At 31.4% G+C, this 20,886-nt stretch carries 22 protein-coding genes and 1 pseudogene; 20 read left to right on the top strand and 3 right to left on the bottom strand.

Annotation, left to right across the window (positions count from 1 at the left end; all coding sequences use genetic code 11):
• Positions 1 to 64: 64 nt before the first annotated feature.
• From J2Z44_RS17685 to nadE, 16 genes and pseudogenes are all read left to right on the top strand, one after another.
• Positions 65 to 904 carry a M55 family metallopeptidase gene (locus J2Z44_RS17685; protein ID WP_021282997.1) on the top strand — a complete coding sequence of 280 codons (840 nt, stop codon included), beginning with the start codon at positions 65 to 67 and terminating at the stop codon, positions 902 to 904.
• Between the two features lie 115 nt (positions 905 to 1,019).
• Complete coding sequence (locus tag J2Z44_RS21660; RefSeq protein WP_021282998.1) at positions 1,020 to 1,142, top strand: hypothetical protein; 123 nt, start codon at positions 1,020 to 1,022, stop codon at positions 1,140 to 1,142.
• A gap of 119 nt (positions 1,143 to 1,261) precedes the next feature.
• Positions 1,262 to 1,659: pseudogene (tnpA, locus tag J2Z44_RS17680) on the top strand (IS200/IS605 family transposase).
• Between the two features lie 9 nt (positions 1,660 to 1,668).
• The gene (tnpB, locus tag J2Z44_RS17675; protein ID WP_021283000.1) at positions 1,669 to 2,754 is read left to right on the top strand and encodes an IS200/IS605 family element RNA-guided endonuclease TnpB; all 1,086 of its coding nucleotides are present in this window, start codon (positions 1,669 to 1,671) and stop codon (positions 2,752 to 2,754) included.
• A 279-nt stretch (positions 2,755 to 3,033) separates the two neighbouring features.
• Positions 3,034 to 3,483: an NUDIX hydrolase gene (locus J2Z44_RS17670; RefSeq protein WP_021283002.1), complete on the top strand. Its 450-nt coding sequence runs from the start codon at positions 3,034 to 3,036 to the stop codon at positions 3,481 to 3,483.
• A gap of 111 nt (positions 3,484 to 3,594) precedes the next feature.
• Complete coding sequence (locus J2Z44_RS17665; protein WP_021283003.1) at positions 3,595 to 3,942, top strand: hypothetical protein; 348 nt, start codon at positions 3,595 to 3,597, stop codon at positions 3,940 to 3,942.
• 320 nt (positions 3,943 to 4,262) lie between these two features.
• Positions 4,263 to 4,526: a hypothetical protein gene (locus J2Z44_RS17660; RefSeq protein WP_021283004.1), complete on the top strand. Its 264-nt coding sequence runs from the start codon at positions 4,263 to 4,265 to the stop codon at positions 4,524 to 4,526.
• A 40-nt stretch (positions 4,527 to 4,566) separates the two neighbouring features.
• Entirely contained in the window at positions 4,567 to 5,256 is a 690-nt protein-coding gene (locus tag J2Z44_RS17655) for a response regulator transcription factor (protein WP_021283005.1), read from the top strand.
• 15 nt (positions 5,257 to 5,271) lie between these two features.
• Positions 5,272 to 6,324, top strand: a complete 1,053-nt coding sequence (locus J2Z44_RS17650; protein ID WP_021283006.1) for a sensor histidine kinase — start codon at positions 5,272 to 5,274, stop codon at positions 6,322 to 6,324.
• Between the two features lie 373 nt (positions 6,325 to 6,697).
• Positions 6,698 to 7,465, top strand: a complete 768-nt coding sequence (locus J2Z44_RS17645) for an ABC transporter ATP-binding protein (RefSeq protein ID WP_021283008.1) — start codon at positions 6,698 to 6,700, stop codon at positions 7,463 to 7,465.
• On the top strand, positions 7,452 to 9,422 hold the full coding sequence (locus J2Z44_RS17640) for an FtsX-like permease family protein (protein WP_021283009.1): 1,971 nt from the start codon (positions 7,452 to 7,454) through the stop codon (positions 9,420 to 9,422). Before J2Z44_RS17645 ends, J2Z44_RS17640 begins: the two co-directional genes overlap by 14 nt.
• Before the next feature lie 289 nt (positions 9,423 to 9,711).
• Complete coding sequence (locus tag J2Z44_RS17635) at positions 9,712 to 10,602, top strand: NUDIX hydrolase (RefSeq protein WP_021283010.1); 891 nt, start codon at positions 9,712 to 9,714, stop codon at positions 10,600 to 10,602.
• A 146-nt stretch (positions 10,603 to 10,748) separates the two neighbouring features.
• On the top strand, positions 10,749 to 11,546 hold the full coding sequence (locus J2Z44_RS17630; protein WP_021283011.1) for a ribose-phosphate pyrophosphokinase: 798 nt from the start codon (positions 10,749 to 10,751) through the stop codon (positions 11,544 to 11,546).
• Positions 11,547 to 11,558: 12 nt separating this feature from the next.
• Complete coding sequence (locus J2Z44_RS17625; RefSeq protein WP_021283012.1) at positions 11,559 to 12,107, top strand: cysteine hydrolase family protein; 549 nt, start codon at positions 11,559 to 11,561, stop codon at positions 12,105 to 12,107.
• A 2-nt stretch (positions 12,108 to 12,109) separates the two neighbouring features.
• Positions 12,110 to 13,579 (top strand): nicotinate phosphoribosyltransferase, encoded by a 1,470-nt coding sequence (locus J2Z44_RS17620; RefSeq protein ID WP_021283013.1) that lies wholly within the window; start codon positions 12,110 to 12,112, stop codon positions 13,577 to 13,579.
• Between the two features lie 23 nt (positions 13,580 to 13,602).
• A complete protein-coding gene (gene nadE / locus J2Z44_RS17615; RefSeq protein ID WP_021283014.1) occupies positions 13,603 to 14,331 on the top strand; it encodes an NAD(+) synthase in 729 nt (242 codons plus the stop codon).
• Positions 14,332 to 14,466: 135 nt separating this feature from the next.
• Here nadE and modB read toward each other — a convergent pair whose 3' ends face one another.
• Together modB and modA are read right to left on the bottom strand one after the other, a co-directional pair.
• Positions 14,467 to 15,135, bottom strand: coding sequence for a molybdate ABC transporter permease subunit (gene modB, locus J2Z44_RS17610; protein WP_021283015.1), 669 nt, complete (start codon positions 15,133 to 15,135; stop codon positions 14,467 to 14,469).
• A 51-nt stretch (positions 15,136 to 15,186) separates the two neighbouring features.
• Entirely contained in the window at positions 15,187 to 15,972 is a 786-nt protein-coding gene (modA, locus tag J2Z44_RS17605) for a molybdate ABC transporter substrate-binding protein (protein WP_209649891.1), read from the bottom strand.
• Between the two features lie 511 nt (positions 15,973 to 16,483).
• On the opposite strand from modA, the gene J2Z44_RS17600 reads away from it, so the two are divergent.
• A complete protein-coding gene (locus tag J2Z44_RS17600; protein ID WP_021283018.1) occupies positions 16,484 to 17,050 on the top strand; it encodes a GNAT family N-acetyltransferase in 567 nt (188 codons plus the stop codon).
• A 28-nt stretch (positions 17,051 to 17,078) separates the two neighbouring features.
• On the opposite strand, the gene J2Z44_RS17595 is transcribed toward J2Z44_RS17600, so the two are convergent.
• Complete coding sequence (locus J2Z44_RS17595) at positions 17,079 to 17,855, bottom strand: DeoR/GlpR family DNA-binding transcription regulator (protein ID WP_021283019.1); 777 nt, start codon at positions 17,853 to 17,855, stop codon at positions 17,079 to 17,081.
• Positions 17,856 to 18,297: 442 nt separating this feature from the next.
• Here J2Z44_RS17595 and J2Z44_RS17590 point away from each other — a divergent pair, with 442 nt between their 5' ends.
• From J2Z44_RS17590 to J2Z44_RS17580, 3 genes are all read left to right on the top strand, one after another.
• On the top strand, positions 18,298 to 18,744 hold the full coding sequence (locus tag J2Z44_RS17590; protein WP_021283020.1) for an SF0329 family protein: 447 nt from the start codon (positions 18,298 to 18,300) through the stop codon (positions 18,742 to 18,744).
• Positions 18,744 to 19,541 (top strand): hypothetical protein, encoded by a 798-nt coding sequence (locus tag J2Z44_RS17585; RefSeq protein ID WP_021283021.1) that lies wholly within the window; start codon positions 18,744 to 18,746, stop codon positions 19,539 to 19,541. Before J2Z44_RS17590 ends, J2Z44_RS17585 begins: the two co-directional genes overlap by 1 nt.
• Before the next feature lie 260 nt (positions 19,542 to 19,801).
• Positions 19,802 to 20,886: IS91 family transposase (locus J2Z44_RS17580; RefSeq protein WP_209649889.1), on the top strand; the 1,085-nt coding region annotated here is incomplete at its 3' end.

Here is a 20,886-nt window from a genome sequence, read left to right as displayed (position 1 = left end):
TAAACTGAAAATAGAAAGTGAAGAGCAGTTAGGGGGAGGACCGTTAAAGAACAGGGGGGATTAAATGAAAAAGCAACTAATTATTTGTGCAGACATGGAAGGCGCAACTGGAATCTTTGATGAAAATCATAAAGCTATGATTCATGGAACAGAAGAGTGGAGAAATATTGGAAGGGAATATATTACATCCGATGTTTTAGCAGTCTGTGATGCCGCCAATGAATTTGGGATTGATGAAATTTTAATTTATGATGGACATTTTGCAGGGAATCCTGAACACAACATTTTACTAGAAAAGTTACCACCAAATGCAAAGTTTTTTGACACACCAGATAGATGTTTTTGGTGGAGAAGAATTAGAGGACAAGCGGTCTGGGAACCATATGGAATAATTACTGTAGGACAACATGCAAGGTATGGAGAAAAAGACGCCTATTTTCCACATACCATTCAGAGCCCGTCAATAAAAGAGATAAGTATAAATGGGTTACATATTGCAGAAATAGGTACTGCAGTTTTGAATTTTTATGGAGCTAAATATTTAGCTAACATTGGATGTAACGCATCTATGAAGGAAGCGCGGGAGTTAAGTGATAATGTTATTACTATTCCAGTTAAGGATAAAGCAAGAGAATGGACACCTACAATAAGTGAGACTTACTCTATTATTAAAAATGGTGTATTGGAGGCACTGAGAAATGGGGAACTAATAAAATCAGTTGATATATCAGAACCCTATGAGTTTTCAATTTCATTGACAGAGGGCTATAAATTTCTTGTACCTGATAGGATTAGCTGGAAAGGTGACTTTGATGATAATAAAGCATTTTGGGAGACTCCTAGTATTGAAATTGGATTAGAACTTTTCGACTATGTAAGAGAATACATAGTTAAGAATAACTGAGTAAAATTATACTTTTAATTAGTTTTTTGATAACAATGAATCATTGATGGACTCTGCAAACTTTTTAAAAGTATTATATAAATTTATTTAATGTTTAAATTGGGGGTTATTATAAATGGAAGAGTTAAATTATTTAGAAGACTATTACAATAGTTATGATGAAGAAGGAAGGTTACTTTCAAAACATGGACAAGTAGAGTTTTTAACTGTAATGGTAGAATTCTCTCATCTTGTATAAGTGGGAGATGGATAGCCTTTATTATTTTAGGCTCTATACCCAAAATAATAACCCCCTTGCCAATTACTATAGATGATGTATTCGAAAATCAATAGTAAATATATAAATGAGGTAAACAAATGAATTTAGATACAAATAATCATTCAGTGTTCTTGCTAAATTATCATTTAGTACTAGTTATTAAATATAGGAGAAAAATAATAAATGATGAAATATCAAACAGGTTAAAGGGGATATTTGAGTATATATGACCTAAATATAATATTACTCTAGGTGAATGGAACTATGATAAAGACCATGCACACCTTTTGTTTAGAGGTTCACTAAACACAGATATATCAAAATTTCTAAATGCTTATAAAAGTGCTAGTGGTAGGCTTATAAAAAAGAATTTCCAGAAATAAAAAAACAATTATGGGAAGAATATTTTTGGAGCAGCAGTTATTGCCTTATAACAACTGGGGGTGCTTCAATAGAAATAGTTAGAAAGTACATTGAAAATCAAGGAATGAAATGAGGTGACAAAATGCTAAAGGCTTACAAATTTAGAATATACCCTAATGAAGAACAAAGAGTATACTTAGCAAAGACTTTTGGATGCACTAGATTTATTTATAACAAAATGTTAGCAGATAGAATTAAATCTTATGAGGAAAACAAAGACCTAGCCATTAGGACAATGAAATATCCTACACCAGCACAATATAAAAATGAATTTCAGTGGCTTAAAGAAGTTGATAGCTTAGCACTTGCTAATGCTCAAATGAACCTAGATAAAGCTTATAAGAATTTTTTCAGAGATAAGTCATTTGGATTTCCAAAGTTCAAGAAGAAAATTAGTACCAATACTTACACAACAAATAATCAAAATGGCACTGTATACATTGAAAGTAGTCATATCAAGTTACCTAAGTTAAAGTCTATGATTAAGATTAAGCAGCATAGACAATTCGAGGGATTGATTAAGTCTTGTACTGTATCTCAAGTTCCAAGTGGAAAGTATTACATATCCATATTAGTTGATTGTGAGAACATTGAACTGCCTAAAACAGATAAAAAAGTAGGGGTGGATTTAGGTATCAAAGAGTTTGCAATAACAAGTGACGGAGAAGTTTTCAAAAATCCAAAACACTTAAAGAAATCGGAAAAAAGATTAGCTAAGCTGCAAAAGGATTTATCAAGAAAAGAAAAAGGGAGTAATAATAGGAGAAAAGCTAGAATAAAAGTAGCAAAGTTATATGAAAAGATAGCTAATCAAAGAAGAAATATGTTACACAAAGTAAGCACTCAATTGATTAACAAAAACCAAGTTATAGTGATTGAGGACTTAAAGGTAAGTAACCTGATAAAAAATCATAAATTAGCTAAGTCAATAGCTGATGTAAGCTGGTCAGAGTTTAGAATAATGTTAGAATATAAAGCTAAATGGTATGGTAGAGAAATAATAATAGCACCATCAAATTATGCAAGTAGTCAGCTATGTTCTAATTGTGGAAATCAATCAAGTCAAACAAAAGACTTATCTTGTAGGACATACATATGCCCAGTGTGTGGGATGATAATGGATAGAGATATAAATGCCAGTAAAAATCTACAGAAACTAGCAATGTAATAAAAGATATATTGTTAGAGAGGTCGGAGCGACCTTCATAGCGTGGGTAAACTTGCTACAGTAGTAGTATTGACCACGAAGCCATCAACCTCTTAGGTGGTGGTAGTTCACTTACAAACTTTATGAGAGAAACTGTGGATGCTATGAATGACAAGACCTTTGAATTATACATGAAATATCATCTTGCAATTTGTGAAAGACCAGATATGGTGGGAGTAACACATCATAGCATTGATATTGTTAAGAAGAATTAAATTACTGTAAGGAAGAAGGATTAACATGAGAGCACCCTATCAAGTTTTAGTTTTTCCGTATTATATAAACCATAATGGAATAGAATATGCCATATTCAGAAGAAGTGATGCTGGTTGGTGGCAAGCTATTTCTGGCGGAGGAGAAGAGGGAGAGACAGTTATTGAATCAGCTAGAAGAGAAGCCTGGGAAGAAGGGGGAATACCTAAAGATTCTCATTATATAAAACTAGATACCCTTAGCTCAATTCCAGCAGAACAGTTTAAAGATAGTGTTAATTGGGATAAGAGTATCTATGTCATACCTGAGAATTGCTATGGTGTTAAAGCCATAGACAAGCAAATTATACTTTCTGCGGAACATACAGAATGTAAGTGGTTGAGTTACGAAGAGGCAATTTTATATCTAAAATGGGATGGAAATAAGGTTGCACTTTGGGAACTTAATAAAAGACTTAGTAAGGAACATGGGCTATAAAAATTAACATATTAGCTTTGCACCCCGTAAAACCTTAGTAAAAATACGTAAGTTTTAATATAAGTAAATATCTATAAAATTTATGTAAGTTAAGGTTGGGAGGGGTAAACAGTGAAGTTTTTGACTAAGTACTTAAATAAAGAAGACTTTTTCAATAAGTTAATAGAAGGAGAAATATTTATGTATTCTTACCATGACTTTAAGTGGGAGGATATAAGTAATTTTGCCAAGGAATATAAAATTCATATTGAGCAAATTAAGAAAGGCACTGAGGAATATAAGAAATATGGAGAGTGTGCTGCAAAGTTAATTGGTAGAAAAACTAAGATTTTTAGCTTTAGTTTTAACTCAAATGAATCAATTGAAATAGAAGCTCATTCAGAGGAAAAGGCTAGAATAAAATTAGTAGATATATTATTTAGTAAAGGTTATATAAAACTAGATAAGTTTGAAGGTTAAGAAGGTCATTAGGAGGTAACTAATTATCTAGTTTATAGCTTTGGTGAAATTCTTTAACGGCTAGAAGTTATTTAGATTTAAATTATGAAATGTGCATAAATTAGCTTGAAAGTTCACCTTATGGTGGACTTTTTTTATAGCTTAATGTAAAAATGTGGTTTATAATTTTAGTATAAGTTTATAAAAGAGACTTATAAGGCGAAATTTTAAATACAAAATAAGTTTTACGAAATATAATATAGAATGCTATTAAATTTTATTGAAATAGAATAGGTAAGTTCAATTGGAATAATAAGAATAAAAATATTGGAGATGATCTTTTGAGTCTTAATTTATATATAGATGAAGTTAGAGAGTTTATGGATAAAGCAGGATTTTCACCAGAGGTAGAAGGGGAAATTTTTAAAATGTTAGAAGAAGAGTTTTCTCTTCTTAAATCCTCTTATGGCAATGAAGAGAAAATGCAGCATCAAATATATGATATGCTTTTTTTACTATTTGAAATAGCTGCAAAACATAATATGGATTTAGATTCTGAGTGGATTAAGGGAAAAGAGAAAAAGAAAAAATACTTAATAAAGTGATTGATATATAGGTGTTAAAACCAATACAGGAGGGATTAGAATGTATAACATAATGATTGTAGAAGATGATAAAAAAATTAGTAGCCTTATAAAAAATCACCTAGAAAAGTATGGATATAAAACTTATATTGTAGAGGACTTCTCAAATGTAAAAGGGGAGTTTATAAAAAATAATCCTCAAATGCTTCTTATGGATATTAACTTGCCTTTATTCGATGGTTTTTACTGGTGTAGAGACATAAGAACAGTATCAAAGGTGCCTATAGTATTTATTTCTGCTAGGGATTCCGATATGGATCAAGTTATGGCTATTGAAAATGGAGCAGATGATTATATTACTAAGCCTTTTTCTTATGATGTGCTTCTTGCAAAGATTAAGGGAGTAATGAGAAGGGTTTATGGAGATTATGCGGAGAACTCAAGCAGTGAAGTCTTAGAGGTTAATGGATTATTTTTATATTTAAATCAAAACACAGCTGAGTATAAAGGTAGAAAAATTGAACTTAGTAAGAAAGAATTTCAGCTCTTATACTCCTTACTTAAGAATGTAGACAAAATTGTCTCAAGAGAAACCTTGCTTGAAGTTTTGTGGAGTGATGTGGATTTTGTTGATGATAATACATTATCAGTTAATATGACAAGGGTAAGAAAAAGACTTGAAGATCTTGGTATTAATGAAGTTATTGAGACCAAGAGAGGCCAAGGGTATAAGATAGCCGTTAGATGGTAAACGCAGGTGAAGGATATGAATTTTAAAGATTTTCTAAAAGATAGGATTCCATACATAGCGGTGTATTTTTTTAGCACTTTATCAGCAGTTATTATAATGTATTTAACTTTTTTCATAAAGGGTGATGACATTTCAATAAACAATGTACTATATGCATTTATAGTTTCAGCATCCTTACTCTTGGTGTTTTTGTTTTATGATTACTATAGAAATAGGAGCTTTTATAAACAATTAGAGCTTATATCAAATTCTAAAGAAGATTTGGATTATATTTTAAATCTTGGAACTCCAAATAGTAACGAACAAGAATTGTTTAAGAGAATCTTACTCAACACGTATAAGCTTTGTGGAGATAAAACTATAAAATATGAAGAGGCGCATAAGCAGTATATATACTTTGTAAATCAGTGGGTACATCAAATGAAAACTCCGATATCAGTAATTAATCTGCTACTTCAGGACGCTCAAAGTGAGGATAATAAAGAAAGCTATAGCAGTATAGCTGAAGAAAATGAAAAACTATCTCATGGCCTTGATATGATGCTATATAATGCTAGGCTCAGCGACTTTAATTTAGATTTTAATGTAGAGACCTTAGATATAATTTCCATTATAAGAAAAGTTATAAATGATAATAAGAAATCTTTAATAAGATATCATATATTTCCTAAAATACATTGCAATGATGAAGTAACAGTGCATACAGATAGAAAGTGGATTTATTTTGTGATAAATCAAATAGTGATTAATGCTATTAAGTACTCAAAAGCTGAAATAGGAGAAAGTAAAAATATAAGTTTTAAAATTTATGGGGAAGACTCAAAGATAATCTTATCCATAAGTGATGAAGGTATAGGAATTCCAAAGGAAGATTTAAGTAGAGTTTTTAATGCCTTTTTTACTGGGAAGAATGGGAGAAAAACTTCAGAGTCTACGGGAATGGGGATGTATCTAGCAAAGAGAGTGTGCGAGGAGCTTGGTCATAATATCACTGTAGAGTCAGAAGAAGGAAAGGGCGCTACCTTTTTTATTGAATTTTATGAGGGAAAGAATATATTTAAATTTTAGTCTTTCAATTTTGTAAGGTTAAAGTTATATTTGAAAGGGAAATCAATAGGTTGATTTCTCTGTTTTTTTTATAATATATTTAGGGTTTTCATTAATCTTTATATAGGTTTTCGTTAAGATAGTGCATTTTATTCATGGTTAAAAGTCTTAAGGAGTCAAGGTAAAGGGTTATATATAATTTAGCTTTTACTTTGGTTTCCTGTAGAGTTTCATGTGGGAAGTTCAACTTATTCACCTTCATAACCCCTTGAGGGAATTAGGATAGGACTCATGTATAAGCTAAATCTTCACGCGGGTCTCTATATATTAAAGTTTAAAGTTGAACGTAACTTTGTCAGTAAACCCTAAATCTAGAATTGAAAGGAAGGATAATATGTCAGTATTAAAAGCTGAAAATATAACTAAAATTTATGGGGATAAAAGAGGAACCTTAAAGGTAAAAGCTCTTGATAAATTTAGTATTAATATAAATCAAGGAGAATTTGTAGGGGTAATGGGTCCTTCAGGAAGTGGAAAGAGTACTCTTTTAAATATTCTTGCAACCATAGATACTCCATCTTCAGGTGAGCTTTTTATAAATGGAACAAACCCAGCTAAACTTGATGAAAAGAAAGCAGCTTTGTTTAGAAGAAAGGAACTAGGGTTTATTTTTCAGGATTTTAACTTGCTAGATTCTTTATCCATAAAGGAAAACATAGTATTACCTCTAGTCCTTGATAAAATGAATCCAAAGGAAATTGAGAAAAAAGTGGAGGACATTGCTAACCTACTTAATATAAAGGATATTTTAAATAAAAGACCTTATGAAACTTCAGGTGGTCAACAACAAAGGGCAGCCTGTGCAAGAGCGCTGGTTCATAACCCAGCAATAATACTTGCAGACGAACCAACAGGAAACCTAGATTCAAAGGCTTCTCAAGATGTGATGGAGTCTTTAGATAATCTTAATAAAGAGAAAAAGGCCACTATTATGATGGTTACTCATGATCCTTTTGCAGCAAGCTTTTGTCAGAGAATAATTATGATTAAGGATGGTAAGCACTTTTTAGAAATAGTAAAAGGAGGCAACCGACAAGCTTTCTTTAAGGAAATTATGGACTCATTAACTATGATCGGGGGAAGATACAATGACCTTGCATAGTATTGCTTTTAAAAATATAAAGGGTAATTTAAATAAATTTGTAATGTATTATTTAAGTAATGCCTTGGTGGTTATGGTTTTCTTTATTTTTGCTAACTTCTTATTTAATCCACAGGTGAAAAATATTAAAACCATGGGACAAATGGGTGGAATGACGGCTCAAGGCATGTTTCTTTGTGAAATTGTAATATTAGTGTTCACAGTAGTATTTACCAATTACTCTATTACAAGCTTTTTAAAGTCTAGAGAAAAGGAATTTGGACTCTTATCTATGTTCGGACTTACAAAGGGGCAAATTAGAAGTTATGTCATGTTTGAAAATCTTATTGTTTCTTTGTTTTCCATAGGAACAGGATTACTTTTGGGATTATTGTTTTCAAAACTGTTTTTTATGTCAGTTTCAGCAATTTTAGTTTTAGATGCAGAACTTCCATTAAATATATCAGTTAAAGCTATAGCAATAACTATAGTATGTTTTTTAGCTTTATTTCAAGGTATCGGCTTTGTAGCAAGTTATAAAATTAAAAACAATAATATAATTGAACTTTTAAAAGGGGAGAGAATGGCTAAACCAATACCAAAGTTTTCTCAAAAGAAGGCTGTGTTATCAATAATTTTAATAGGAATGGGTTATCTTATAGCAGTATTTTCAAACCAAGCTATAATATTTACTATGTTTCCAATTTTAATTGTTACTGTAGCAGGGACTTATCTTCTGTACTCACAGTTTAGTGTGTATTTTACTAATAAACTTAAAAACAACAACAATGTGTTTTTTAAGGGAACCAATATGATAACCTTGTCTCAGATAATTTTTAAGCTTAAAGACAATGCAAGAATATTATTTGCTGTATCCATACTTTCAGCAGTAACCCTTACAGCATCAGCCAGTGTATATTCTTTTCAAAAGACCCTTCAACATAGTGCTACTTTAAACTATCCACAGGATATAAGCTTTGTAGAAAGCGGATTAAATACCCATGAAATAATAAGCACTGAAAAAGTGGAGGAAATTTTAAATGCTGAAAAACATGAGGTGCAGTATAAGAATAAGATTATATTAATAAAGGGAACTAATGAGACTTCACCTGAAAATCAAGTAGTAAAGTATAATAACCTAGTGAACACTAAGGATTTTTATATTATGAGTAACAGTGACTATAACACCCTAGCAAAGCAACAGAAAAAGCCTATAACCACAATTAATAGTGGGGAAGTCTTAATACATTGTTACAATTTTACTGGAAGAAGTACAACAAAGGGAGCAAAGCTATTTTCTAATAACAAGGAGCTTAATCTAAATATTGAAGATGAGTCAACTAGTTGGCTTATTAAAGATGAAATTGCTTCAGGGATAATAAATGCAGATCAAAAAGCTTCTAATACAGCTGTTCTTAATGACGAGGATTTCAATAAAATTAAGAGTGCATTAAAAGAAGAAAAACTACAAGTTTATTATGGCTATAATATAAAAAACTGGATGAAAGCTGTAGATGCAGTAGAACATATAATTAGTCAAGTTCCAAAGGAAAGATCTTATGAATTAAGAGAAAGAGTCACTGATATTTCAGGATTAATGATGGGTATGTCCTTGTTCTTCTTTATAGGAACCTTTATAGCCATACTGTTTTTTATTGCCACAGGAAGTATACTATATTTTAAAATGTTTAATGAAGTTCAAAAGGATAGACAAGAATTTATATCACTTAGAAAAATAGGAATGTCTATTGATGAAGTTAAAAAAATAGTGAGCACTCAGTGTTTTATAATGTTCTTTCTGCCCTTTTTAATAGCCTTTAGTCATACTAGTTTTGCAATAATAGCTTTAAGTAATTTATTAAAATCTAGCTTAAGTATTTATTTGATGATCATAGTAGGAATTTATTTATTGCTTCAAATAATCTATTATAGTTTTGCAAAAGCTATGTATGTAAAACAAATTAATAGTTGGAAATAGATATATTTAGAATAATAAGGGTAATGATTTTTAGCAAGATTCATTACCCTTATTTTTGTATAATTTTAGTTCATAAGGCGTTTGAAAATAAATAACAAGTCAAAGATGTGAAGGACATCTTTAGTTAGATGGAGATTAAATTAATTCTAAAAAGGTTCCTAAGTTTACAAAAATTTAAAAAGGAAAATTTGAGAAATCTTCATTGACATATAGTGGTAGAAGTTCTATAATAAAGACATAACATCAAGTTGATATTATCTAAATGAAAATAAGTTCAGGAGGGAAAGCCTTGGATAACTTTATTATAAATAAAGAAGAAGAATTCCTAAAAAACTATGATGAAAGTCAATATAGAAGACCTAGTATTACTAATGATATTATAATATTTACAACAGAGGATATGGAAGAAGATAATCTTAGAAAGGTACCGAAAAAAGGTATGCAGGTTATTTTAATTAAGCGAGAAGATTATCCTTATAAGGGGAGTTGGGCCCTTCCAGGAGGCTTTGTCCAAATGGAAGAAAGCCTAGATCATGGAGCAAGGAGAAAGCTCAAGGAAAAGACAGGAATAGACAATGTATATACAGAACAGCTTTATACCTTTGGAGATGTGGATAGAGATAAAAGAACAAGAGTTATAAGCGTAGGAAATCTAGCATTAGTTGAGAAAAATGGTATAAAAGTTGAAGAATTTAATGGTGAGAAAAAAAGTCAGTGGTTTTGGATAGATAAAACACTTATAAGTAGTGAAAAGCACGAAGGCTATATAGAAAACAAGCATCTTCTGAAACTTAATTCTTCTGATGGAAAAGTGCAGATTCATTATGAAGTTACAGAAAAAATAGAAAGAGGTTTTATAAGAAGAAAAGAAACTTCTTATAAACTGATGGAGAATTCCACAGAAGAATTAGCTTTTGATCACTATAAAATTTTAGATTATGCCATTGATAGATTAAGAAATAAAGTAGAATATACTCCAATTGCCTTTAATTTATTACCTAGAATTTTCACAGTAAAAGAGCTTCAAAATGTTTATGAGGCTATAATGGGAAGAGAAATTTTAAATTTTAGAAGAAAAATGGGGGATATGATTATTGAAACTGATGAAAAATTAGAAGGTAGACCCTTTAGGCCTGCTAAAATGTTTAAGTTCAATGAGAACTGGGAGCATAATTTTTAACAACATTTTGGAAGCTTCACGTCTGCTATCTTGTAAAAGTGGCAGTTCCTTAGCTTAGTAAAGTTGCTTTGGTGATAATCCGAATCTGCTTCCAAAGTTATTAACAAAATGAACTTGTTCATTATTAAAAGATAGGGTGGTATAAAATGATTTATTTCAATGGTGAGAGAGTACAGGTTAATAAGTTTCCTAATGGGGAGTCCTTTATTAAAAGTGAAGGTTTAAAAGTTAAAGACGGGGTAAATGAAATAAAAGTTAAGTTTGAAAGTGATGAAGATATTACTCATTTAATATTTTTAAAGGGCCATTTAGAGGAGTTAAGAATAAAATGTAATTTAGTGATTCCTTATATGCCTTATAGCAGAATGGATAGAACAGAGGGAATAAGGGTTTTTACTTTAAAATATTTATGTAGAATAATTAATAATTTAGGCTTTGAAGCTGTCACTATCTATGAGCCACATTCAGAGGTATCCACTGCCTTGTTAGATAGGGTTCAGGTTGTGAATATGAGTAAGTTTTTAACTGAGGAGCTCTTAAGAGAATTAAATAAAGGAGAAGAAGAAATTTATTTAGTTTATCCAGATGCTGGTGCAGCTAAAAGATACGGTAAAGAAATAAATTATGAAAAGATACTAACTGCAAATAAAGAAAGAGATTTTAAAACAGGCATGATTAAAAGCTTAGAAATTAATGGGGATATAAATCAAAGTGGTTTTAAAGCTATTATAGTAGATGACCTATGTTCAAAGGGTGGAACCTTCATGATGACAGCTAGCAAATTAAAGGATATGGGAGCCAGTGAAATTTATCTAGCAGTGACTCACTGTGAAAATACAATTTTTGAAGGAAGCTTACTAAATAGTGATTTGGTAAAGGGGATTTATACAACCGACAGCATTTTAAGCAAAGAACATGAAAAAATTAGGGTTTATGAAATATAGGGGGTATTTATGATGAAAAAATTATTAGTAGTTATTGATTATCAAAAGGATTTTGTGGATGGATCCCTAGGCTTTGAAAAGGCCACAACTCTTGAAGAAGGCATTTATAACAAGGTGAAGGAGTATTTAGGGGAAGGGCATAAAGTAATATTCACATATGACACTCACTTTGAAGATTATTTAGAAACTAGAGAAGGAAAAAACTTGCCCGTTAATCATTGCATTAAGGGTAGTAAGGGTCATGGATTATACGGAAAGTTGGAGGAGTTTTCAAAGGCAGAGAACACGCTTCATTATGAAAAAAGAGGCTTTGGTATTTCTCCAGAGGATATGATTAAAATAGCAGGAGAAATTGGAGAAGAGATTGAAGAAATTCAGTTAGTGGGAGTTGTTACTAATATCTGCGTAATCAGTAACGTAGTTTTATTCCAGTCTCAATATAGAAATGCAGATATTATAGTTGATGGAAGTCTTTGTGCAAGTTTTGATTCTTCACTTCATGAAAAAGCACTAGATGTTATTGAAGGGCTACAAGGAAAAGTTATCAATAGGGGGAAATAATTATGATAAATCCAATGCTGTTAACGGATTTTTATAAAACCATTCACCATATGTGCTACGCAGAAGGAATGACTAAGCTAGTAAGTTACTGGACTCCTAGAATGTCTAGAAAAGAACACATGGATAAAGTGGTTATGTTTGGACTTCAACCTTTTATTAAAAAGTATTTAATTCAATATTTTAATGATAATTTCTTTAATAAAGATAAGGAAGAAGTAATTAAAGAATATAAGAGAATTATAGCTAATACCTTAGGAAATATTGCTGCTGATACCAAGCATATAGAAGCTCTTCATGATTTAGGATATTTACCTATACAAATTAAGGCAGTAGCAGAAGGCACAAGGGTAAATATAAAAACTCCAATGATTGAAATTACTAATACCCATGAAGATTTTCCATGGCTGGTGAATTATTTAGAAACCTTTATGAGCTGTAATATATGGCAGCCTATGACCAGTGCAACAATTGGTTATAGATATAGAGAAATAATTGAAAAGTATTTTGACTTAACTGTGGATGGTGGAGAGGCAAGAAGGTCTTGTGGAGACTTTAGTATGAGAGGTTTTAGCTCTGTGGAAAGTGCAGAGCTTAGTGGGGCAGCACATCTTCTTTCTTTCCTTGGAACGGCAACTATTCCAGCAATTGCTTACCTTGAAGAATATTATAATTGTGATGTAGAAAAGGAAGCAGTAGGACTTGGAACACCTTCCACAGAGCATAGTGTAATGTGTAGTTACGGAGAGGACGAATTTTCAGCCTATAAAAGGTTAATTACAGAAGTATTTCCAAGGGGCATTTTAAGCATAGTTTCAGACACTTATGATTATTGGAGCGTAATAACAGAAATACTTCCAAAATTAAAGGAAGAAATTCTAAGTAGAGATGGGAAAATAGTTATCAGAGGGGATAGTGGAGATCCTGTAAAAATAATATGCGGAGATAAAAGCGCTCCAAGAGATAGTGAAGAATATAAAGGAACAGTGGAGCTCCTTTGGGATATATTTGGAGGAGAAATTAATTCAAAGGGTTACAAGGTGCTAAACGGGAAAATAGGTACAATTTATGGTGATAGCATTACTATTGAAAGGTGCGAAGAAATTTGCAAAGGCCTTATGGAAAAGGGGTTTGCAGTTAATAATTGTGTTTTTGGAATTGGTTCTTACACTTATCAATATAATACTAGGGACACCTTTGGGTTTGCGTTAAAAGCTACTCATGCTGTGATAAAGGGAGAAGAAAGATTCATTTTTAAGGCTCCTAAAACAGATAAGGATAATTTTAAGAAATCTCAAAAGGGAATGTGTTATGTTTATAAACACGGGGAAGATATCTTATATAAAGATGAATTAACCATAAAACAGCAAGAAAGCTATGAGGATAACTTATTAGAATTGATATTTAAAGATGGAGTTTTAATAAAGGATTATTCTCTATCAGAAATAAGAAATAGACTACACGGAATTTTTTAAGGGTATATAAGGAGGAGAAAAAATTGAGGAAAGGTTTTAATGCAGAAAAGATATGTGAAGAAATTATAGCTTGGATAAGGGATTATTTTAAAGCACAGCCTAGTGCTAAAGGAGCTGTAATTGGAGTTAGTGGAGGAAAGGACAGCACTATTGTAGCTAAACTATTAGTTGAGGCTTTAGGTAAAGAAAGGGTATTTGGGGTTTTAATACCTAATGGAGAGCAGAAGGATATCGGTGATAGCTTAAGAGTTGTTGAGCTTCTAGGAATTAATTATAAAGTAGTTAATATAGAAAAAGCCTATAAAGGATTATTAGAAGAAATTGGAGAAGATTTATCAGAGGATGCTAGAATTAATATTCCACCAAGGCTTAGAATGACTACTGTGTATGCCATTGCTGCAAACCTTCACTACAGAGTATGTGGTACAGGAAATAAATCAGAAGCCTTTGTAGGGTATACAACAAAATGGGGAGATAGTGCCTATGATTTTAACCCAATTGGAGATTTAACTACAGAGGAAGTTGTAGCTATTGGAGATTATTTTGGCTTACCTGAGGATTTAGTTCACAAAACTCCAAGTGATGGATTAAGCGGAAAATCAGATGAAGAAAAGCTAGGCTTCACCTATAAGCAAATCAATGAATATATAGAAAATGGCACCTGTGGAGATGAGGAAATAGATGAAAAAATAAGGCTAAAAAATCAGTATAATAAGCACAAGAGAGCTTTACCACCAAAGTACGAAGTGTAGAGTTGCTATAGTTTGTTTTACTAACTAATTCAAACCACCTATAGATGTGCTTAATAGTCACTTATTAGATAGAAATAAATAGAAACTATAAATATAAATTTTAAAAAATGGAGGCACTTTAGCATGTCTCCATTTTTATGTTTTTCTTACTGCATGAGTTGTCCAATAATTTGTGAGAAATATTACTATTAAAGAAATAAAGAAAATAATAGCTACCCAAGAAAAAGCTGTATTCATATCTCCGCTTTCTACAGCGAAAAAAATAGCAACAGGAATTGTTTGAGTTTTACCAGGAATATTACCAGCCATCATTAGGGTAGCACCGAACTCACCTAGTGCTCTTGCAAAAGCCAGTACTGTGCCCGCTGCAATTCCAGGTAAAGCTAAAGGGACTGTTATAGTCCAAAAGATTCTAGTATTTGAAGCACCTAAATTTTTAGCTGCATTTAAAATATTATCATCAATTTGTTGAAAAGCACCTAAGGTTGTTTTATACATTAAAGGAAAGGCTACCACCGTTGCAGCAATTACAGTGGCTGGCCAGGAAAATATAAGTTTTACTCCGAATGAGAATAAAACCTTACCAATAGGACCATTTTTACCGAAAATAAGCAGGAGGAAAAAACCTAGAACAGTAGGTGGAAGCACCATGGGCAAGGTGAAAATTGAGTCAAAGATCACCTTGAATCTACCCTTCCTACTTCTCATAAACCATGCAGCCCAAATACCTAGAAAGAAAGTGATTATAGTTGAAGTAAATGCAGTTTTAGCTGAAATTACCAAAGGGGAAAGTTCAAAGTTCAACAAGTATCCCTCCTATAATTTATTTTATAAGTAATTTATTTCATAAATAGTTTATTTTAAAGTTGTTTTAAAACCATATTTCTCAAAAGTATTTTTGGCTTTCTCAGAGTTTAAAAAATTCATGAATTCCTTGGCAGCATCAGTTTTTTTACTGGCTTTAAGGATGGCTATTGGATAAGTTACAGGCTTATGTGAATCAGAGGAAGCAGTGGCAATAACTTTTACCTTAGTAGATACTTTTTCATCTGTACCATAGACAATACCAGCATCTGCATTTCCTGTCTCCACCCAAGTTAAAACTTCCTTTACATCCTTTCCGTACACAGCCTTAGATTTAATCACATCTAAGATTCCTAAGCTTTTAAGAACCTCTTCTGCATATTCACCCACAGGTACACTTTTAGGTTCTCCTAAGGCTATATGTGAAGCTTTGTCTAGAGTTAAGTCACTAAAGGAAGAAATGAAAGAGTTGTCCTTATGAACAATTAAAACTATTTCATTCAGCAAAAGATCTTTCCTTGAATCCTTTAGGAGCAGGTCTTTGTTTTCTAGTGCATTCATTTGCTTTGGAGCTGCTGATAGAAACATGTCCACATCTGCTCCATGTTCTATTTGTTGTTGAAGAGCACCAGAGGAACCGTAGTTTATGGTTAATGAAATCTTAGAATTTTCAGCTTCATATATTTTTTTTACTTCCTCTAAAGAGTCCTTTAAACTAGCTGCTGCAGATATATTTAAATTTACAGTTTGGGACTTAGCTTGATTATTGCATCCCACTGAAAAATAAAGACAAGTACAAGCTAAAAGAATAAAGGTAATCTTAAGTGTTTTTTTCATTATTAATCCTCCTAATTTTGCTATTTATAAGGTAACTATAGGCTTCCGTGGTGAAATTTTAATTTATTCAGTATCAATGAAGTCCATGTCCCAAAAGCCTTAAGAGAACCGGGTTAGGACTCATGTATAAGTTGAGTTTTAACTCTGGTTACTTATAATTACAAGATTATAAAAGTAACTAGTAATAGTTATTAAATATTACTTAGGGTTTAAGAACTAAAAAGTATGATTTTCTTTAATAAAGAAGCTTGTCTTAAAATAATCTGTTTATTATTTTTTATTATATTAGAGCATGTACATATATATGAAAGAATTATTTAAATCCTTTGAAAATAAGCAGAAAGTTCTTACAAGTTAATCCACATTTTGGTACAATATTCCTATATGCTTAAGTTTATTCTTTAACATTTTTAGGAGCATAGATAAGAAGCCTAGTACTTAAGTAGTAAATAGATATTTCAGTGTAGAAAATATAATTTTACACAAGGAACAGTCAGGGGGATTGAGACTAATGAGTTATTTAAAAAAGATGGTGGGAGAAAGATGCTATTTATCACCAGTAGATGGCAATGAGGCTGAAAAGGTAGCTAGCTGGAGTAATGATATTGAAGTTGCCATAAGAACAGGGGATATATCAGATATGATTACTTACGAAGTGCAAAAGGAATATCTTATAAATATGAATAATAGCAGAGGGTATGCCTTTTACATTGTGAGAGCAGAAGATGATGAAGTTATCGGAATTGGAAGACTTATGAGAATTAATTATATAAACAGAAATGCTGTTATGGGCATGTTTATTGGAGAAAGAAGCAATAGAAATAAAGGTATAGGCTCAGAAGCTACTAAGTTAATATTAGATTTTGGATTTAATGTACTTAATTTAAGAAATATAATGATTGAAACCTTTTCCTTCAATGAACCAGCAATAAAAGCTTGCAAGAAGTGTGGTTTTAAAGAGATTGGAAGAAGAAGAAAAGCAATTATATATGGAAATAATGAGTATGACGAAGTTTACATGGACATTTTAAATGAGGAATTTCAAGACTCAATAATTGATAAGGTTTTAAATAAATAATGAAGGGCAGGAAACCTGCCCTATAGTTTTATTCTTTTTCTACGACTACTACATTAATTCCTTGTTCATCAAAAGCAGCTAGGTCTTCTTCAGAGGCATCCCAATCTGTGATTAGGGTATCTAATCTATTTGCTGGACAAATACTTAATATTGATTCAAAGCCAATTTTTTCTGTAGGAAATAATCCAATGGTTTCCTTTGAGCTATCAATAACCGCATTCCAGAAGGTGATTGCTACGGATTTTTGTATTGATAAACCAAATTTAGGAGATATACAAGCAGAAGTAATAAAGCATTTATCAAATCTCAACCTAGTAATCATTTCAACGGCAAAGGCATCATAACAGTTGCCCTTGCTATCCATTTCTCCACCTAAAAATATTACAGATATATTATCCTTCTTTCTCAGCTCTTCAGCAATTATTATGGAGTTTGTTACAGCTCTAACACGGATATCGCTTGGCAAATTTTGCGCCATAAAATAACCAAGAGTTGCTGAAGTGATAAAAACTACATCGTTGTCTTTGATCATTGAAACAGCTTTTAGAGCTATTGCAAGATAGTTTTCTTTAACAGAGGTTATATCCTTTGCTGTAGTTTTGGGTGGCTTACCTGATGCAACTTGTCTTGTAGGAATTGCGCCACCATGGGTTCTTTTTAAAAGGCCTTTTTCTTCAAGTATTCTTAAGTCTCGTCTCGCAGAGTCAACGGATACATTAAATTTTTCCTGAATTTCTCCAATAGAAATTCTGCCATTTTCAGTTACAATGTCTATAATGGCTTGGTGCCTTTCTTCAATAAACATAAAAATTTACTCCTTCTTTAGGCATCTTCAAAAAATAAATAAGTCTGTATGCTCGGCTATTTTGCGTTATACTGCGTCAACAGAACCCTTAGATAGCTCTACTATCTGCAGAACCTGTTTACTTGTCGGCACAAGCTTGCTTGTGAACTCAAAATATCCTTTACATCTTTGACTTGTTATTTATTTTCAGATGCCTTAATAATTAAAGATAATTCATTGTGCACTGTGATTCATCCTTATTAATAGTATATCATGGTTATTCATGAATTGCAAGAACGAATTGGGAATAAAGTTAAATAAACATTAACAAACATGAAAAAAGTATTAAAAAACATTAAATTTTATAAATTGTTCTGAATTTATAATTTCTTACAGGAGTATATTAATAAAAGTGGAATTGATTAAATTATCAGAAGGCCATATAAGGAGATGAATAAAATATATGTGGAGCAAGACTAAAAAACGATTGGAAAGTTTTCTATGCGATTCTTTAAAGTCAAGGGTAGAATATTTTTGTTCAAATTATAGAATGCATGATGGAATAGGACGAGCTTATATTACTGTAGATGGAAAAGAAGTCTATAGCATGTGTACATTAAAAAGAGATTATTATAGAGCACCCGTAGAAGGAACGTACTCTCAGGTAGAATTTATAGATACAGCATGGAGTTACTTTAATACTCCTATAGAAGAGTGCTTACAAACTCAAAACCCTCTTTTGAAAATTTTAGTTGTATTAGATAGAAGAGTTGGAAAAAGAACTTTAATCAACATGAAGGAAAGTATAGACAATGAAGAGGATATAGTGAAGTATTTCTATAAGCTAAGGTGTAGTGCAGAGGGAATTGAAAAGGATATGGATATAAAGTTAAAGGGGGAGAAAGTATAGTGGAATTACATGATAAGAAAAAATTTATAGAAAATTGTTTGCAATCATTAGATAAACTTTGTGAATTACACAAGACAGCCAAAGAGGTACACCATTCTTTGAACAACTTATATCCAGTAGCAGTAGTTAGAAACAATATTTTTTATGTATTTGATTTAGATGAATTAGGTAGGAAGTATGAATTTGTCTTAGAGAATCGATCGAGTATCACACTACCAAATAAGGTATTAGCTTCTTTTCCATTAGAGTTTTATGATATGAAGGCTAGTGCTGTAATTTCTCAGGATGCTTTTAACAGCATTGAGGGATATATGTTTATATTTCATGAGTTTGTACACTGCTTTCAATGGATTAATGATGAGCAAGAAATTAGGGGAAATTTAATCCTATCAAAAAGAGCAAAAGAAGAGAAAAATTATACATGGGAAATAACTCATCCATTTCCATATGAAGATAAGAAATTTATAGAGCAAACACTAAAACTGTGTGAAAATCTTAAAAATAATGATTATAGAAAAGTACTCAACTATTATAAGGGCATGAAGGACTATCTAAAGGATGTAGACTATGAATATATGATATGGCAACAATATAAAGAAGGATTTGCTAGGTATGTAGAAAACTTAGTTAGAAAAAAATTCTTAGTGGAATCTAATTCACTAGAAGTGACCTTACCATTGAGCAGGGAATGTTTCTATACCTTAGGGAGTGCATATATAGATTTATTACTAAGTAACAATGGTAATCTACAGAATAATTTAAAAGAACTTTTTATGTTCATGTTTAGTCTAAGTTAGCTGTAAAACTATGATGTATCAATTTAGAAGGTTTTATAGAAAATATAAATGAAAAAGTAAAGAATTTTAAGATAAACATATGATCTAAATTTTAGGTTATATGTTTTTTGTTATTATATAGGAATTTCAACTTTTTTTGCGCTAGCAAAATGCCTGGAAGGCCTTGGAATTGAAGGGTTTCAGAATGTATGTAAAAAAGTACCATAAACATTTTGGGTAAAGTTTTGTATAATTTATTTAAAAAACAAGGATGATTTTGAATGAAGAAAACTATTATAAAAGAAATATTTTTAGATCATTGGGATAAATTTAAAGAATTATACAGAGGAAAGATTAGAAAAAATGTTATTGTGGAAGTTGAAAAAATGATGAACTGTGGATCGTTGAACAATGGGTTTATAGAATTTAAATGCGAAGCATGTGGAGAAACAAAAAGAGTAGGATTTACATGCAAGAGTAGATTTTGCAATTCTTGTGGGAAAATTAGAATTGACAATTGGACAGAGGATTTAATTGCAAAGTTAATAAACATTCCACATAGGCATATGGTTTTTACAATCCCAAAGGAATTGAGAGAATACTTTAGAGCTGATAGAAGATTGTTAAGTTTATTACCACAATGTGCTACAGAAGCAATTAGTAGTTGGTATTTAGAACGAAGTAAAAAGGAAAAGTTTATTCCAGGAATAGTTGCTGTTATTCATACCTTCGGTAGAGATTTAAAATGGAATCCCCACGTACATCTACTAGTAACTGAAGGGGCAAGTGGTAATATTACAGCTTGGAAAAAGTTTAACTTTATGCCTTTTGCTATGCTTCGCAATAGGTGGCAGAAACTTCTTTTAGACAAATTAGGTAGTAACTTAAAAAATGGGATTAAAGAATTTAAAAGATTAAAAAATCAGCTATATTCTGTTTTAACCAAAGGTTTTTATGTATACGCAAAAGGACTGATAACTTCAACTAAAATTGTAGCAAGGTATGTAGGCCGATATGCTGCAAGACCTGTAATAGCACAGTCAAGGATTATAAGCTATGATGGAAGAACCGTAAGGTTTTACTATGAAAGACATGAAGATGGAAAGAGGGTAGAAGTGGAGCTTGATGCCATAGAGTTTATTAAAAAGTTAATAATTCATATACCCGAAAAACACTTTAGAATGATTAGATATTATGGTATATACTCTAGCAATAATAAATGTGAAAATAAGTTTTTCAAACTTATAAATGAAAAGGTAGCTGAAGAACTAAAAAAGTTAAGAAAATGGGAGTATAGAATTTTAAAATATTTTGGCATAGATCCTTTAAAATGCGAAAAATGTAAGAAGTATATGGTTATTAATAG

It is taken from the genome of Clostridium punense (assembly GCF_017874425.1).
Classification (GTDB): domain Bacteria; phylum Bacillota; class Clostridia; order Clostridiales; family Clostridiaceae; genus Clostridium_J; species Clostridium_J punense.
Note: the sequence above shows the minus strand (reverse complement) of the source record. Positions and strands in the feature narration are given on the sequence as shown.